Genomic DNA, 16,777 nt, shown 5'->3' on the forward strand with positions numbered 1-16,777 from the left:
TTATACTATAGTAAGACAGCCCCTTGGGGGCTGTTTTTCTATAAATATAAGAATTTATATGTTCAACGCTATGAATTCCCCTCCAATTGAATCGATGCTTCCAAAGGCATGACGTGATACAATAAAGGGCGGTGATCAAAATTGAGAGAAAATAAATATTTGCAAATTTATAATGAATACAGCAACTCAATCCATTCTGGACAACTGCTGCCGGGAACCAAGCTGCCTTCCGAAAGTGAACTCGCCGAAGCTTACGCCACTTCACGAGAGACCGTGCGCAAAGCGCTGAATCTACTTTTCCGTGAAGGATATATTCACAAAATTAAGGGCAGAGGCTCCTTTGTGCTTGACATGACCCGAATGGATTTCCCCGTTACCGGTTTGATTTCATTTAAAGAGATGGCCGATACACTGGGTACTGCCTCGCGGACACTGGTAGAGCGGACGATACAAGAGCCGGCAGGCTCCGCACTCGCCAGACATCTGCAGATTCCACCTGAAACTCTGGTTTGGAAGGTTGTTCGTGCCAGAGAGATTGAAGGTGAACGGATCATTTTGGATAAGGATTATTTTCGTGCGGATATCGTTTCCTTCCTGAGTGAAGAAATCGCCGAGGGCTCAATCTATGAATATCTGGAGCTGGAATTGGGACTTAAGATCAGTTATGCGAAGAAGCTGATATCTGTTGAACCTTCCACCGAGGAGGATCATAGACTGCTCGATTTGAAGAATTTTACGCATATTGTAGTAGTACGAAACTATGTTTATTTGGAGAACACGGTGCTTTACCAATATACCGAGTCTAGACACCGGCTGGATAAATTTCAGTTTGTGGATTTTGCTCGGAGGGTGAGACGATAAGCTAATCAGAGGGTGTCCCAGTTTGGGATACCCTTTTTTTTATGAGAGTTTCCTGAGAAAAAATACAATCCGAATATGAAATATGAAATCTCCATCCATTTCAATCATTATCAGGTGTGTTGGAGTTATATAGCCAATACTGTGCAAATTTTCGATTCAAGAGCGCTTTAGAGGTTCATTCTCACCGTTCGCAAAAACGATATATTAAGAAAAAAACTGCCCTCAGAGGCAGTTTTTTTCTGTAAGACGATCGAATGTTGAATCTCAATAGGAACAGATAAATGATTAACGACCCTATCTTTTCATGTAAAACCCATTAAATACCATATTGTCATATGACAAAAGTGATGACAACCCACACTATTTAAATGTTCTTTATACATATATATTGTTGGAATATGGAAACAGCGATACCTTCGTTGCCAGTCGTAACAAATACGGTATACGTTGCATGCCAGAATTAGTAGGTGGAAATTTCCTGCATTCTGTAAAAATTATTTATTGCATTAATAGAGCAGAGTTGCATACCCGGCTGTCTTTTTAAGCTTATCATTATTTGTGAAACTGGCTAATAGCAACTTTGGTTGTCTTGAATGCAACGCTAATAGAATGGTAGATTTAGGGAAAATGTCGAATATAGGAGGAAAAGCGATTGAATATTAGCATTATATTGTTGGCTCAGCACTTTAACCTGACCGTACAATGTCTGGATCGGATTAAGAAATATACGTCTATGTCCTATGAGCTGATTGTCGTCTCGGATAACGAATCTGCCGAAGTGTCGAATTACCTTGCGTATGAATACGGCGTTCATGTCATTCATAGCCGGAGCCAAGGGGTTGCAGCAGCATTCAATCTGGGCGCGGTGTCATCTTCGGGAGATCATCTTGTATTCATCCGCGATCAGATTATGGTTAACGAGGGATGGTTAGAACAGTTGTCGGGCTGTCTGGACCATCATTCCAATGCTGCAATCGTGGGTCCGAGGATGAATGATGTTAGCGGCGCTCAACGGATTCCGATTGTATATCAGAACATGGAGCAACTCTATCAGTCGTCATCGATGCTTTCCATCGGGAAATCAATGTCTTGGACCCGGGTTCCTAGACTTGTCAGTTTACTAATGATGATACCCCGTCGCTACTTTGAGCAGATCGGGTCCTTTGATGAGCGATTTGAGGTCGAATCTTACGAGGATGACGATCTGTGTTATCGCACGTTATCTATGAACCTGGATATTTACATAGCCGAAGGATGCGTAGTCTTCCGGAATGAACCTCCTTCAGTAGATCCCAATGATCCTGATTGGTACAATAACCGATTAATCTTAAATCGTGCTATGGCCATAAGCAAGTGGGGATTCGATTTAACTTCTTCCTTGTATAGTGGCACAAGGAAAGTCACTGTCAGCCTATGCATGATCGTAAAAAACGAAGAGTACACCTTAGGGCGTTGTTTATCCAGCGTGAGGGAACTTGTCGATGAGATCATTATTGTGGATACAGGTTCGAGTGATGGAACCAAAGAGCTCGCGGCATCTTATGGAGCACGGGTTTATGATTTCGAATGGGTGAACGATTTCTCCAAAGCAAGAAATTATGCCTTCAGTCTCGCTACTCAAGAGTACCTGCTGTGGTTGGATGCGGACGATTATCTGCAGTTAGAGGATGCAAAGGCTCTCCAGTCCATCGTATCCGATCTACCATGGGATATCGATGCTGTATCGATGCATTATTATCTCGACCGTGACAAAGACGGAAGTGTAACTTCGAGCTTGAGACGTAATCGCCTTCTAAGACGAAATTGTGAATTCCGTTGGATTGGAGTCGTTCATGAGTACCTTGAGGTCGCAGGCAATGTGTTCTATGCCGAGTTAGGCATAACACATGATCGAAAGCATACGCAGTCCTCGCGTAATCTTCTCATCTATGAGGGGATGTTGAAAGCGCAAACGAGGTTCACTCCGCGGGATTTATTTTATTATGCCAACGAGCTATACGATCACGGCCAATGGCAGCGAGCGATAGAGCAATACGATGCCTTCATTGCCATGCCGAATGGCTGGTTGGAGGACAAGCTACTTGCGAGTCGGCGTGCCGGAGATGCATTGTCACAATTAGGTCTCTTTCAAGAAGCCAAGCTTAAAGTACTTCAAGCTTTTGCCTTGTCGCCTCCCCGAGCCGAAGCCTGTTGTCAATTAGGGTCTTATGAGCTAATCGAACAACGGTTCGAGAATGCTGCTTTTTGGTACAAGCTAGCCACGGAAGTACCAAAGCCGACTGAGCCTAACGCTAGAGTAGACCTTCCGGCATGGACGTGGCTGCCGCATTTGCAATTATGCGTCTGTTACGATCGCTTAGGACAATACGAACAAGCGCATTATCACAATGAGATAGCTGGGGGCTATGTACCGGATTATCCGAGCGTCATGGTTAATCGTGATTATTTGAAGCAATACATAACTTTATAAATTTGAGGGGGATTTAGTAATGGCAAGATTAAAGAGGACGAAGGCAAGTGGCAAGAAAAGTGGCAAGCAGTTAGCTTACAAGAGCTCAATGGCATTTATTCTGATGAGTCAATTGATTGCGCCCTTGAGCCCTGCTTATAGCAGTATTCTGCCCCGGGCAAGCGCAGCAGCTTACAGTGATGTCGATTCTACCTCATGGGCGTATCAGTATATCACTAAAGCTTCCGCGCTTGGGGTAATCGAAGGAGACGGTTCCGGAAACTTTAGCCCTAACCGACCAGTCACGAATCAGGAAGCGGTTGTTATGGTGCTCAGGTTCATGGGATATGAGCAACCTAAGGCTATTAGCGGCAGCCTGCCATTCACCGTAGATTCTTGGGCTACTGTTTGGATTCAGCAAGCGATTGACATTGGCCTCGTGATTCCAAGCGAGGAAGTGAGACCCAACACCGTCATCTGGGGAAAAGAGCAAGCAAGTCGAGAGTGGATAACACGTCTAATTATTCGTGCCGCAGGCAAAGAATCCGAAGCTATCGAGTTTAGGGATAGCGACATAGGTTTCTCGGATGCATCAGACGCATCGGACTGGGCAGCAGGCTACATTAATGCCGCAGTTAACCGCAAGGTCATATCTGGCTTCCCTAATAATACTTTCAAGCCTAAGCAGACGGCTACTCGCGCCGAGTTTGCAGCTATCTTGTCTAAGACTGAAATATTTGCGAGCAAGGTATCCGATCGGATTATCCATGGCTCTATCGTCTCGATGTCCAAAAATTCGATCGAACTCTTAAGCAGCAGCGGTCAGACAGAGAAGTTCGAAATCAATAGTAAATCTGTTCTGTTCGGGGACCATGGCAAGGGCGTGTTTCCTGCGGGATCTTTGGTGACGCTTATTCATAATGGAGGAATGGCATCCTTCGTTGAAGTGTTGGGATTAGGGGCTGTAGGCCAGACTAGTTCGAAAGGGGAAAAAGGAGACACAGGTGCTACCGGCCCAGCGGGTCAAAATGGGGCATCTGGTTCAAGTGGACCGCAAGGTGTCACTGGTGCGACCGGAGCGACTGGTGCAACCGGAGCTGTCGGGGCAATTGGGGCTGTTGGAGCTACTGGCACAACCGGGGCTACTGGTGCTAATGGAGCGACTGGTGCTGTCGGAGCAACTGGTGCTGTCGGGGCTACTGGGGCTGTTGGAGCTACTGGAGCTACTGGTGCAACCGGAGCTACTGGAGCTACCGGTGCTGTCGGGGCTACTGGTGCAGCCGGAGCAACTGGTGCTGTCGGGGCTACTGGAGCAGCCGGAGCAAATGGGGCAACAGGTGCCACGGGTGCTAACGGTGCAACTGGCGCTTATGGAGCGATGGGGTCAACTGGCGTAACGGGTGCACAGGGTATTCAAGGGATAACCGGTGCTCCCGGATCGACTGGCGCAACTGGCATTGGTCTTGATAGCATTGCTCCGTTCAATTCAGCGACTTCCTATCATGCAGGACAAGTCGTTACTTATTTAGGAAGTATCTACATCGTTACTATAAACAACCCATCTGGAGTACCTTCTGATATAAATAACGACTTTACCCTGCTTGTCTCTAAAGGTGAAACCGGAGCTACCGGGGCACAAGGAGTTCAGGGAATTCAAGGCGTAACTGGCGATACAGGCGCACAAGGAGTTCAAGGGGTGACTGGAACTACCGGAGCTACAGGTGCAATAGGAGTTCAAGGAGTAACTGGCGCAACCGGAGCTACGGGAGTACAAGGAATTCAAGGGGTAACCGGAGCTACCGGGGCATCTGGCGCATCAACTATAATTCCATTCTCTTCCGGATCACCAATTACTGTAACAACAATCGTCGGGGGATTAAAAGGTACAGTTGCGATGCTTGGATTTGGCAGTTCGTACTCAGGAGCTAGTATAGTAGGTGGAAAAATAGATTTAACCAGAAGTAATGGTTCTGATCCTACAAAAGATCCGTACAACCAAGCGTTTATCGTTCCACGTAATGGTACGATCACTTCAATATATGCTTTTTTCAGCCCAACTTTAGCGTTTTCTTTAATAGGCACGACCATAAACGTTCAAGCAGAAATATATAAAGCGGATAGTAATAGCAACAGTTTTACACCTATTATTGGTTCAGCAGTATCCTTGGCGCCTAGTTTGACAGGAATAATTTCTATTGGATCTACTAGTGACGGATCAGTCAAAGGCATAAATACGGCTGTTCAGGCTGGCGATCGCTTAATGTTAGTGTTCTCTTCGACGGCTTCCGGTCTAAGCTTGATAAATACTGTAACAGGTTATGCCAGCGCCGGAATTGAGATTAAGTAATTCAAGATTTGAGGTAGGAACCATCCATTTTATTTGATAGGAAGTGATTAAAAATGGCAAGGAAGCTATTTCCGATAAAAAAAATGAGCTTAATGTTGGTGTTAGTTCTTATATTTCCATCCGTCATTCAATTCCCGTCTGTAGGAGATGCAAAAGGACGCTCTTTTGAACAAGTAAAGCTATTGGCTGCACCAGCGAATCTGGCAGTCAGCGATTCAACCTCCACAAGCATTCGCCTTACCTGGGATGCCGTAGAGGGAACCTCTAACACGGATGTGAGTTATAAGGTAAATCTAATGGAGTCTACCAATCCTAGCGTAACCGATGTGGTCTATACCTTCGATTCAGGCGAATTAACGGAGTATACGGTGAAGGGGTTGGTTTCCGACCGGAGCTATACATTTACGGTCCAAGCCGTAAACATATCCGGACCCGTGTCAAAAACAAGTCCACCTTTAACCGCAAGTACGCTTCCAGCGGAAGCGTACCCACCAACAACGAAGGAAGAGAAACTCCCTCTAACCGATCAAGAATCACCGAGTACGCCCGAGCTAACTCTTTTCAGTCGCACATCAGATAGCATTAGCTTGGCATGGATTTCATCCGAGGATAATGTCGGAGTTGCGGAATATGTTCTATATAAGGACTCTGATCTGTTGGCAGAAGTAACAGTTAGCACAACGGTCTACACGGCCGTCGACTTGAAGGCTGGACAGGAGTATACCTTTGTAGTACAAGCTATAGACGAAGCAGGGAACAAATCAGCAATTAGTAACGAGTTGAAGGTTAGTACACTTGATGTTGTAAGTAATGTTGGTCCCATTATGAGCATGGGCAACGGGAATTCCTTTCATACATTGACTGTACAGCCGGATGGTACCGTATGGGCTTGGGGCAATAATAGGATGGGCCAGCTCGGTGATAGCACAACCATTGCTCGTAATAAGCCTGTGCGAATTGTTGGCTTGCCGGAGATAAGCGCCACATCCGTTGGACAAGACCATTCCATCGCGCTCGCGACGGACGGAACGATTTGGACATGGGGAAGCAATAGCGTGGGCCAGCTGGGTAATGGTACGTCGGCGCCCCAGCTTGTGCCGCAGCAAGTGACTGGATTAGTGAATGTCATAGCGGTTCAAGCAGGTGAGCAGCATTCGTTAGCGTTGTTGTCCGATGGAACGGTGTGGGCATGGGGACTTAACACATATGGGCAGCTTGGAGATGGAACCACCGAGGATAGTGCATTACCGGTGCAGGTTGCAGGTTTGGACTCAATCGCATCGATCTCAGCCGGAGCCTTTCATAATCTAGCGGTTAGCCACGATGGTCAGGTTTATGCATGGGGGTTCAATGCCTACGGTCAGCTCGGAGATAACACAAAAATCGACCACGTGACCCCAGTGCAGGTTGCTGAGTTAAGCAGCGTTACTTCCGTATCTGCCGGCTTTTATCACAGCATGGCAGTGAAAAAGGACGGAACCGTATGGAGCTGGGGAACGAACGTTAAGGGAATCTTGGGGGATGGGACAACCGAAGATCATTATACTCCCGTTCAAGCCTTGGATCTTGGTTCAGTTATCAGTGTATCCGCTGGCGCCTTGCATAGCATGGCTCTGAAAAGCGATGGAAACGTATGGTTATGGGGAGCGAACAATGAGGGCCAGCTCGGTGGTAGTGCTGAGTCGGAGCGTTCCCTCGCTTCTAAGCTCAACATTGGCAGTCGTATCGTCGCTATTAGTGCAGGTTATATGAGCGGCGGTGCGGTTAGTGAGGAGGGGACCTTGCTGACCTGGGGGTATAATGGGTTAGCCCAGCTTGGTGATGGCACTTATACTAATGTCATAGAACCTGTTGCAATTTCGCTTGTAGAAGAATCTTATTAGATTTAAAGAGTAGGGAATTTCATGCCTAAATGGCAATGAATTCCCTATTTTTATAGGTGAGTCAAAAAGAGAAAAATCTTTTCATATTCATTCTTTATCATTACAGCTATCCGTTTAGACTGTTAAAATGATGGAAGTATGGTAGACAAAGGAGATAAGCAATGAATAACGGTTTTCAGATCAATACTGAGGAGAATCGACTCCGAACTCTGAGACAAGTAAAGCAAGCGGCCTTTCATGCTTTGCAGGAATACGAAATAGACTGGAACTCCATTCACTTCATTCAAGTATCCGAGCATGTCACCTTCCGCATTGTAAGCGAAGTGGGGGAACAGTTCTTGCTCCGTATTCACCCGAATAACAAACAACGCGAAGGAACCATTTCAGAAATAGAGTGGTTGTTCGCATTGAAGAGTAAGGGCCTCATCTTGCCCGAAGCTGTAATCAATCGTGAAGGGGCCTTTATTACGGAAACGTCGGTGTGTGACGGACAACGGTTTTATTCGAGCTTAATGAGATGGGTCGAGGGAAAGCATGTAGACAAAAGCGAACTAACGGAGGAGGGCATCCGTAAAACAGGATCATTGATGGCAAAGCTTCATGAGGCCAGCTCTGATTTTAGTCCTTCCAGCGGCTTTACTCGTCCTTCTTGGGGTGCACTGAGCTTTAAACGGGACTGGGATCACCTAAGTCTACATCGCAAACATTTCATATCGGATGAGGGTTTTAAGTTGTATTCCGTAGCTGCCACTAAAGTGGCAACATGTCTCGAAACGATCACAAGACATGAACAAAATTATGGGATGATCCACGCGGACTTACATAATGGAAATGTCATTTTTCAGGATAATGAACCGTACCCTATTGATTTTGGCAGGTGTGGCTTCGGCTACCATCTTTACGATATAGCTCAGGCTATTATGGGATTATACCCAACACAAAGAGCTTATTTCGTCGAAGGATATCAGAGAATCAGAAAGCTGGAAGATGAACATATAATGAAGCTAGAGTGCTTCTTAGTCATGGCAATAATCGAAGCCTATAGCTTTCATGCAGAGAATCCGCTAGAGACCGAGGGTTTGATTGAAGAGCAGCCATATGCTCAAGCGATTTTGAGAGCTTATGTGAACGGGACAACCTTTTTATTTAATTCTCTGGATACTTCAATATAAAAGATTAGAAAATGATGTGCGTTATATTCTTCAAATGGTATTATTAGGATGAACTGCTGAAAACTATTTAAATTGTATTTGGAATCTTAGCAATGAAAATGGTTGACAAAACTTTATAAAAAGTGAGGAGTAGAGCAATGAACTTTAATAAAGAACAGCTTTTTTGGATAAATCCAATCAATGATTATTCTATTACAGAAAACAGGATTGAATTTGTAACGATGCCGAATACAGATTTTTGGCAACGAACCTATTATGGTTTTAGAAATGATAATTCACCTGCACTGTTAATGAAAACTGCTGAGAAGTATTTTTCATTTATAGTAAGAACAGATTATGATAGTGCAAATAGATACGAGCAGTGTGGGATAGTCATCTATCAGGACAGTGACAATTGGTTCAAAGCATCGGTAGAATATGAAAATGAGGAATTCCAAAGACTTGGAAGTGTGGTTACAAATCACGGATATTCAGATTGGGCAACAACAGATATCGATGCAAATATTAAAACAATGTATTATAGACTAAGTCGACGTGAAAGTGATTTCTGTATTGAAAGCTCTTTGGATGGAACTACGTTTGAACAGATGCGTATTTTTCATTTGTTTGAAGGGAATGAGGAAATAAATTTTGGCTTATATGCTTGTAGCCCAGAGAATTCTTCATTTAAAGGCGTTTTCACGGAAATGGAAATTACTGAGTGTAAGTGGTTGGAGCATAAATAGTCGTTTACACAGCTGAAAGTGAATATTACTCAATAATGGCCTTCCTATAAAGGAAAGGTCTTTTTTAGTGGAGCGGTTATAAAGTTGTCATCAGTTTCCATTTTCTACAGTTATCCATGTGGTAAAATTAGGATAAGTGGATCTTGGGAGGAGAGGACATTGAGTCTTGTGATGATCATTTTGTTACTGTTCTTAAATATTCCAGTATATAGATTTTTGTTTCGCGTGTTCTTCGAGGATAATGATGATTATAACGAATCGATTAGGCATACTTTTACGCCTAACATCATTTCTTTATTCCGGGGAGAGTATTGGAAGGATAGAATGAATACGGCAAGACTTCAGTTTTTTATACTCATTTGCGGTGGGATTGTTGTTTTGGAATACCTTGTTTTGCATAAAATAATTGATATTTTTCGTTAAATAGAACTTCATTTAGAAACTTCTGCTTATGGTGAGCAGGAGTTTTTTTATCTTGCATAAGCACCGCTCTATTATGGAAAACTTATGTAGTGCGAATAAACAGCATGAATCCATTTTGCGAGGTGATAATGATGACAAATCAAGATCCGCAGGAGCTTCTTAAAAGTAAACATAAGCTAGATGAGCAGAAGAGGCAGTTCACAAATTTTGCCCGAAGTGCTTCCGGTCATGGTGAAGTAGAAGCAGGCCAGGAATTCAGTAATGACCGAGTGCCAGATGATCAAAACCGTATGAAATCTGTTGAGAACAGACAAGATTGATCTTAAAAAAGCTATCAAATAAGCCGATCCTTTTCTGGATCGGCTTAGAATAATAATTATTACGTTGTAAGGTTGTTCAATAGGTATCGGATGCTAGAGTTTTCTTGCTTTAATTACAAAAGTTACAGGAAGCATCTTTGCTTTTTTTGCAAAATCGCTTTTATCGTCCCGCGACTGCATAAGTTCATCATCAGATTGCTCAATCATTTGCTCAATAACAAATCCAGCTTTAGAGAGCGCATTCACATAGGTTGATAATTTACGATCCGATAAGGTTAGCGTACTTTCTTCAAGAGATACTGAATACCAAGATTCATCGAAATAACATTTTTTGAAAACAAGCATATCATTTTCTGCAACAACACATTTGTGTATAGGGTGAGACCAGCTGAAAATAAATGTTCCATCTTTTTTAAGGTAAGAAGCAATCCGGCTAAAAGTACCCTCAAGGTCTGTTGTCCAGCCTATGGCATAAACCGAATAAACAAAGTCAAAATAATCCTCTGGCAGGCCACATTCTTCTTCCATGGGAGAACAGATCAAATTTGCTGAAAGTCCGTGCGCCGTCAAAAGTTGCCTAGTCTTTTCGATTTGATTCTCTGATATATCCGTACCCCATAGTTCAGATGCATTGCGTTCCCCCAAATATTGCAAAGATTGACCGCTTCCACAGCCTATCTCCAGCAACTTTTTCCCTGAGACATCACCAAAAAGTTGACATTGTTCTTCTGAGACAAATGCTCCATATAAAGGTAGTGCGGTAGCTCCTAAAACATCATTTCCTTTTGTATCCCAAAATAAGCTGTTTGTTTCATGAATAGCATTCGTATTCATATCGACCGAGATGGCGACGCCAACCTCACCCGCGCCTATAACGTTTGTTCTATAACCAGAATTTTTGTCCATGCAGACACCCGCCCCAAATATAGATTATATAAGCCTAAACATATCTCCCGACTTGCGCGTAATCCTAATAACATATATCGAACACGAACAAGCTGAGGTATCAACCATAGAATAATCTACCATTTTTCTATTAACATATCTACCCAAAATTTTCCACTAAAACTTCCATTTATAATAAAGCATGAATTTCTGTTTCACTCGCAGGGGGAGAAGAATACGTATGAATGGAACGATATATGAATTACGGTCAGGATCAATTTTTCTTGCTGCTCCATTCGCTAGAATGGCGATTCTATCATCAGGACCTATACGAGGTGATCTCAATAAATTATTTTGCCAATCTGGATGCCTATGGGTTTGTTCACTAAATAGCGCAATTATCTGGTTGTCCGTTTGACTGCAGATCAAGCGACGTTAAAGTTATTGGATGTACGCCATATTGAAAACTATAACAAACTCCGAATAATAGGAACCTATTCAAGTTGCTCCAATTGCATCGTTTATATCTGAATATGATTTTTCAGGAAAAACCATCGTACCTTTTATTACTCATGTGGATATGGACCTGGACAGAGCTTTGAAATGATCAGAGAGCTTGTCCCGGAGGCAAAACGTCTTAGAAGGCTTTGATATAGAGTGTAATGAAGTGACAACTGCACAAGAAGCTGTATCTGAATGGCTACGTGAAATTGGGATAATTCATCCTTGTTTAAGATACTGACTATACAATCCTCTCTATCAATACTCCCACTTGTTTGGCCATTTCACGAGGTGGATAAGGCATTTCATTCTTAAACCACCATTCCACTACCTCTACATAAGCCGCTGCAATAAATCGAAGAATTACCTCTTCATTGAACCCCTCATTTTTCCCTTCTTCTATAGTCACTTCATCCTTTAAACCTTCCATGACAAATTCAAGGAATCTATTACGAAAAGAGAGGGCGCCTTGACTGGCTAACATCGTCGAGAAGAATAAATAATTGCTTTCTAGGTATTCAAACCAAATCAAACCTCCATCTATAAAATCCATTTCAACTGATGCATTACGCAGTTCTTCTAGTTCATTAATATGTTCTTCAATAAGCTTATCCAGCAGATCAAATTTATCTAGATAATGAAGGTAAATCGTTCTACGACTTACGTTTGCTTTGTCGGAAATATCCTGTATCGTAATCTGATTAAAGTTTTTTTCGGAAATAAGTTCAATAACCGCTTGTTTTATCGCTTCTTTAGATTTAAGTATTCTTCTATCTACTTTAGGCATATGAGGATCACTGCTTTCTATAAATATTAGCTATTTTGAATCAATCTGTGAACTAATGCACAAATATCGGTCAATTAGTAATTGTAGACCTTTAATATCTATATATAATAATACACAGATGTAACCTAACAGAGCAACTTTCAAGTTAATTTATACGGTACATCTAAAAAATATAACGAAATGAAAGTGAGGAACTATAGAATGGAATATGTAAAACTTGGAAATACAGGTTTGGATGTATCACGAATTTGTCTTGGAGGGATGAGTTTTGGTATAGGAGAACGAGGCGATTTTCCGTGGGCACTTAATGAAGAACGCAGTCGTCCTATGATTAGAAAAGCACTTGATGTAGGAATCAATTTTTTTGATACTGCGAACGTCTACTCGGGCGGAACGAGTGAAGAAATCATTGGACGGCTCCTAAAGGAGTATGGCAACCGGGATGAAATCGTCCTAGCATCTAAAGTTTTTTACCCAACGAGTGAAGGTCCAAATGGTAGTGGGCTTTCCCGCAAAGCTATTATGAGTGAAATTGATAAAACACTTAAGCGTCTAGGAACCGATTATGTCGATCTCTATTATACCCACCGTTGGGATTACAATACGCCTATAGAAGAGACTATGGAAGCTTTGCATGATGTCGTGAAGGCAGGTAAGGCTAGATATATTGGCGCTTCCACGATGTATGCTTGGCAGTTCTTAAAAGCACAACATGCTGCTGACCGTAATGGTTGGACCAAGTTTGTAGCTATGCAGGATCATTACAATCTCTTATACCGAGAAGAGGAGAGAGAGATGATGCCACTATGTAAGGAAGATAAAATCGCAGTAATGCCTTGGAGTCCGCTGGCTGCTGGAAGATTGGCAAGACCTTGGGGGGAACGGACGAGCGTGCCAAAGTTGATGCAATCGCAACAGCGATATATTCCTCAACAGCTGATTCAGATCTACTAGTCGTTGAACATGTAGCCGAAGTTGCTGCAACAAGGGGGGTACCGATGTCACAAATCGCACTTGCTTGGTTGCTTCACAAGGAGCCCGTTACATCTACAATTGTTGGAACAACTGAAATCTCTCATATTGAAGACGCAGTAGCTGCACTTTCGATTAAGTTGACACCTGAAGAAATGGACTTATTGGAAGAATCTTATGTGCCACATCCAGTTCTGGGTATGACGTTCTAATCTAAGTTCGGGTATAAACGAGTCCTCAAAAGTAATGTTCGATACAGATTTGTTATTGATATGTCAAAGCTTTAACTTTTAAAGATGAAAGGGAGTATTAATTATGACCAAAGTATTGATTCTTGGAGCAAACGGAGGAATTGCTGGTTATGCTATCGATTTATTCCTCAAAGAAACGGATGCTGAGTTAACGCTTTTCCTACGGAATGCTGGCAACCTAAGAAAACTTGATCCGTATCGCACTCGTGTCTTTGAAGGCGATGTTATGGATATGGAAACATTAGAAAAAGCAATGGCAGGCCAAGACGTTGTCTATGCCAATCTAGCGGGCAACTTGGAAAAGATGGCTAAGAACATTGTAGAAGCTATGAATGCGAGCGGCGTGAAACGCCTTATTTTCATCAATTCTATGGGCATTTATGATGAAGTTCCAGGGGAGAAATATGGTAGCATTTTAAACCCATATCGAAAGTCAGCTCAAGTCATTGAGGCTTCAAATCTTGACTATACGATATTGCGATCCGCATGGTTTACCAATAAGAATGAAATCAACTATGAAACAACTCAGAAAGGCGAATTGTTTAAGGGGTCGGAAGTATCACGTAAGAGTGTTGCTGATTTAATTGTTAAATTAGCTGTAACGCCGGGATTGGAAGTCCGTAGTAGCTTGGGTGTGAATAAGCCTGAGTAAGTTTAGAATACGATGGGCTTCTGAATTCATCAGGAGAGTGGAGAGAGCAATGGGGAAGTCAATAAAATTAACTTTAGATGGAAAAGAATATACAGCAACATTAAACAGTAACCGTACAGTAGAAGATATACTAAATATGTTACCAATGGAATTAACCCTGCAACGATATGCAGGTCACGAATACTACAGTTCACTTCCTAACAAGCCATCAATTCAGGGAGTTCCTATGACTTCAGATGCACATGCAGGTGGCATATACTACTATGATGGCTGGAGTGCTTTTACAGTGCTTTTTGATGACGCACATATTGCTCCTTATGAGGTCGTGCATATCGGAGATGTAAATGAGGATGTCATCCTACCGTTATCCGTAGCGGGTGCTACTGTAAAGGCTAAAGTTGAGATAAACTAGTGAAAAATAAAATATTAAATATACTGTACGAAATCCGCGCCCAGCGCGGATTTTCTGTTTTATGGGTACAATCTTTGATTAAGCCAAGAACTTGCACCTATTACTCACAAATTCTATCCAACAAGGCCCCTAACTGTTCTGCTAATACTTGATGAGTTACAGGCCTTTTGTTCGTAAACCACCATTCAACTACGCCCACATACGAGGAAGCCACAAATCGTACGACAAGATCTTTATTTAGCCCTTCGTTTTTCCCCTTTGTGTTATCTACTTCATCTTTGAACTCTTCAATCAAAAATTCAAGGAACCGGTTGCGAAAGAAAGGCGCTCCTTTACTCGCTAACATCATGGAGAAAAAATCGTAATTACTTTCGAAGTATTCCGTCCAAATCAGAGACCCAGTTACAAAATCCAAATCAGCTGCCGCTTCGCATCTCTCCTGAAGCTCATTAATATGGTTTTCAATAAGTTTATCCAACAAATCGTATTTATCCATGTAGTGGAGGTAAATCGTCCCACGGCTGACATTTGCTTGATCCGAAAGATCTTGAATGGTTATATCATCAAAATTTTTCTCAGCCATTAGTTTAATTACTGCTGTTTTTAATGCTTCCTGGGTTTTAAGAATTCTTCTATCGACCTTAGTCATTTTGCCCACCGAACTTTCTTTATCATCATAAATATAGAGAAAATACATTTTTGTACTTGTTTTTAATTATTAACAAATGTTTATTATTTTTTCAATATAAATCAGTAAATAATAAACAAATTCAATCATTCTATTTATTAATGCACAAATCACTTGAAATTGACAATAGACCTCAAATGCAAATCAATTATAATAATAGACATAAGTTCATTAAGATAATTATGAACATTAATTATGGAATTCATCTTTTATTAGAAAGGATTGTTGTAATATGTGTAACAATCATAACAACATTACTACTCGAGTACTATGTGTTCCAGCGGCAAAGACACCATTTGAACTAACAACCATAGAACGTAGAGATTTAAGGCCAGATGATGTTTTAATAGATATTAAATATTGTGGTATCTGCCATTCTGATATTCACAATGCTCATGATGATTTTGGCAGCGGAGTTTTCCCGATGGTTCCGGGTCATGAGATTGCAGGTGTTGTTACTGCTGTAGGTAGTAGTGTGACAAAATTCACTGCTGGCGATCGTGTTGGCGTAGGCTGCTTTGTTGACTCGTGCGGGGAATGTGACTTCTGTCTCAGAGGAGAAGAGCAGTTTTGTAAGAAAGGTGTCGTCGTCGTATTTAATTCTATAGATTACGACGGAAATCTAACATATGGTGGATATAGTCAGAAAATCGTTGTGAAAGATAAGTTTGTTGTACGTATTCCGGATGCCTTAGAACTGGATGTGGCAAGCCCACTGTTGTGTGCAGGCATTACCACTTACTCGCCTCTTAGACATTGGAACGCTGGACCAGGTAAGAAGGTTGCGATTGTGGGAATGGGAGGACTTGGTCATCTGGCAGTTCAGTTTGCCCATATGATGGGCACTGAAGTAACTGTCCTAAGTCATAATTTGAACAAAAAAGAAGAAGCCTTTGCATTTGGTGCAAATCACTATTATCGAACAAATGATCCCGCCACATTTACTGAGTTGGCAGGTCAATTTGATCTAATTTTAAACACAGTTTCTGCGAATATAGATGTCGATGCCTTTCTATCCATACTTAATGTGGACGGAGCATTAGTTAATTTGGGTCTGCCAAACAAACCAGATCAATACAATGTTTTTTCCTTATTTGCTGGGCGTCGGAGCATAACTGCATCAAACGTTGGTGGTATCAAAGAAACTCAAGAGATGCTCGACTTTTCGGCTGAGCACGGAATCGCTCCAATGATCGAAGTCATTCGTGCGGACCAAGTTGACGAGGCATATGAACATGTCCTTCGTGGTGATGTACGATATCGGTTTGTAATCGATATGTCTACATTGTAATTGTTTATTCTGATGAAGTATGGGTCAATCAAAGGATTGACTCATCTTTAGTTTATCTGTAACTTCCATACCGTTATTGGGGTAGATAAGTCGACTATGAAATAACCGAAAAGGATAAACTTTTAATAGGAATCGAGATCTCACGGAAAAGTATCTAC

General features: G+C 42.1%; 15 protein-coding genes and 1 pseudogene. 13 read left to right on the forward strand and 3 right to left on the reverse strand.

Translation table 11 applies throughout. From position 1 onward, the window contains the following. Positions 1 to 141: 141 nt before the first annotated feature. The 8 genes from treR (at position 142) to MKX34_RS16230 (ending at position 10,180) form a co-directional block, all read left to right on the forward strand. Complete coding sequence (gene treR / locus MKX34_RS16195) at positions 142 to 861, forward strand: trehalose operon repressor (protein ID WP_076296641.1); 720 nt, start codon at positions 142 to 144, stop codon at positions 859 to 861. 652 nt (positions 862 to 1,513) lie between these two features. After that, the gene (locus tag MKX34_RS16200; RefSeq protein ID WP_081383903.1) at positions 1,514 to 3,331 is read left to right on the forward strand and encodes a glycosyltransferase; all 1,818 of its coding nucleotides are present in this window, start codon (positions 1,514 to 1,516) and stop codon (positions 3,329 to 3,331) included. Positions 3,332 to 3,350: 19 nt separating this feature from the next. Then, a complete protein-coding gene (locus MKX34_RS16205) occupies positions 3,351 to 5,657 on the forward strand; it encodes an exosporium glycoprotein BclB-related protein (RefSeq protein ID WP_081383902.1) in 2,307 nt (768 codons plus the stop codon). Positions 5,658 to 5,740: 83 nt separating this feature from the next. Next, a complete protein-coding gene (locus tag MKX34_RS16210; RefSeq protein WP_339202791.1) occupies positions 5,741 to 7,540 on the forward strand; it encodes a fibronectin type III domain-containing protein in 1,800 nt (599 codons plus the stop codon). Between the two features lie 161 nt (positions 7,541 to 7,701). Then, positions 7,702 to 8,712 (forward strand): phosphotransferase, encoded by a 1,011-nt coding sequence (locus MKX34_RS16215; protein WP_076296639.1) that lies wholly within the window; start codon positions 7,702 to 7,704, stop codon positions 8,710 to 8,712. A 137-nt stretch (positions 8,713 to 8,849) separates the two neighbouring features. Continuing rightward, the gene (locus MKX34_RS16220) at positions 8,850 to 9,437 is read left to right on the forward strand and encodes a DUF1349 domain-containing protein (RefSeq protein WP_076099164.1); all 588 of its coding nucleotides are present in this window, start codon (positions 8,850 to 8,852) and stop codon (positions 9,435 to 9,437) included. A gap of 159 nt (positions 9,438 to 9,596) precedes the next feature. Then, on the forward strand, positions 9,597 to 9,860 hold the full coding sequence (locus MKX34_RS16225) for a hypothetical protein (RefSeq protein ID WP_081383901.1): 264 nt from the start codon (positions 9,597 to 9,599) through the stop codon (positions 9,858 to 9,860). A gap of 128 nt (positions 9,861 to 9,988) precedes the next feature. Further along, positions 9,989 to 10,180: a hypothetical protein gene (locus tag MKX34_RS16230; protein WP_036677120.1), complete on the forward strand. Its 192-nt coding sequence runs from the start codon at positions 9,989 to 9,991 to the stop codon at positions 10,178 to 10,180. 93 nt (positions 10,181 to 10,273) lie between these two features. Here the strand turns inward: MKX34_RS16230 and MKX34_RS16235 are convergent, their stop codons facing one another. Then, positions 10,274 to 11,086, reverse strand: coding sequence for a class I SAM-dependent methyltransferase (locus tag MKX34_RS16235; RefSeq protein ID WP_076296638.1), 813 nt, complete (start codon positions 11,084 to 11,086; stop codon positions 10,274 to 10,276). A gap of 224 nt (positions 11,087 to 11,310) precedes the next feature. Here MKX34_RS16235 and MKX34_RS16240 point away from each other — a divergent pair, with 224 nt between their 5' ends. Beyond that, entirely contained in the window at positions 11,311 to 11,454 is a 144-nt protein-coding gene (locus MKX34_RS16240) for a hypothetical protein (RefSeq protein ID WP_176462520.1), read from the forward strand. A 353-nt stretch (positions 11,455 to 11,807) separates the two neighbouring features. On the opposite strand, the gene MKX34_RS16245 is transcribed toward MKX34_RS16240, so the two are convergent. Next, on the reverse strand, positions 11,808 to 12,353 hold the full coding sequence (locus MKX34_RS16245) for a TetR/AcrR family transcriptional regulator (protein ID WP_076296637.1): 546 nt from the start codon (positions 12,351 to 12,353) through the stop codon (positions 11,808 to 11,810). 201 nt (positions 12,354 to 12,554) lie between these two features. Between MKX34_RS16245 and MKX34_RS16250 the strand changes: the two are divergent. From MKX34_RS16250 to MKX34_RS16260, 3 genes and pseudogenes are all read left to right on the forward strand, one after another. Further along, positions 12,555 to 13,537, forward strand: a pseudogene (locus MKX34_RS16250) (aldo/keto reductase). A gap of 103 nt (positions 13,538 to 13,640) precedes the next feature. After that, entirely contained in the window at positions 13,641 to 14,228 is a 588-nt protein-coding gene (locus tag MKX34_RS16255; RefSeq protein WP_076296636.1) for an NAD(P)H-binding protein, read from the forward strand. Positions 14,229 to 14,277: 49 nt separating this feature from the next. Continuing rightward, positions 14,278 to 14,640, forward strand: coding sequence for a cyclophilin-like fold protein (locus tag MKX34_RS16260; RefSeq protein ID WP_076296635.1), 363 nt, complete (start codon positions 14,278 to 14,280; stop codon positions 14,638 to 14,640). Positions 14,641 to 14,740: 100 nt separating this feature from the next. Here MKX34_RS16260 and MKX34_RS16265 read toward each other — a convergent pair whose 3' ends face one another. Then, a complete protein-coding gene (locus MKX34_RS16265; protein ID WP_076099158.1) occupies positions 14,741 to 15,289 on the reverse strand; it encodes a TetR/AcrR family transcriptional regulator in 549 nt (182 codons plus the stop codon). Positions 15,290 to 15,560: 271 nt separating this feature from the next. On the opposite strand from MKX34_RS16265, the gene MKX34_RS16270 reads away from it, so the two are divergent. Continuing rightward, on the forward strand, positions 15,561 to 16,619 hold the full coding sequence (locus tag MKX34_RS16270) for an NAD(P)-dependent alcohol dehydrogenase (protein WP_076106613.1): 1,059 nt from the start codon (positions 15,561 to 15,563) through the stop codon (positions 16,617 to 16,619). Positions 16,620 to 16,777 lie beyond the last annotated feature (158 nt).

The organism is Paenibacillus sp. FSL R5-0636 (assembly GCF_037974255.1).
In the GTDB taxonomy this organism is placed as follows: Bacteria; Bacillota; Bacilli; order Paenibacillales; family Paenibacillaceae; genus Paenibacillus_AQ; species Paenibacillus_AQ odorifer.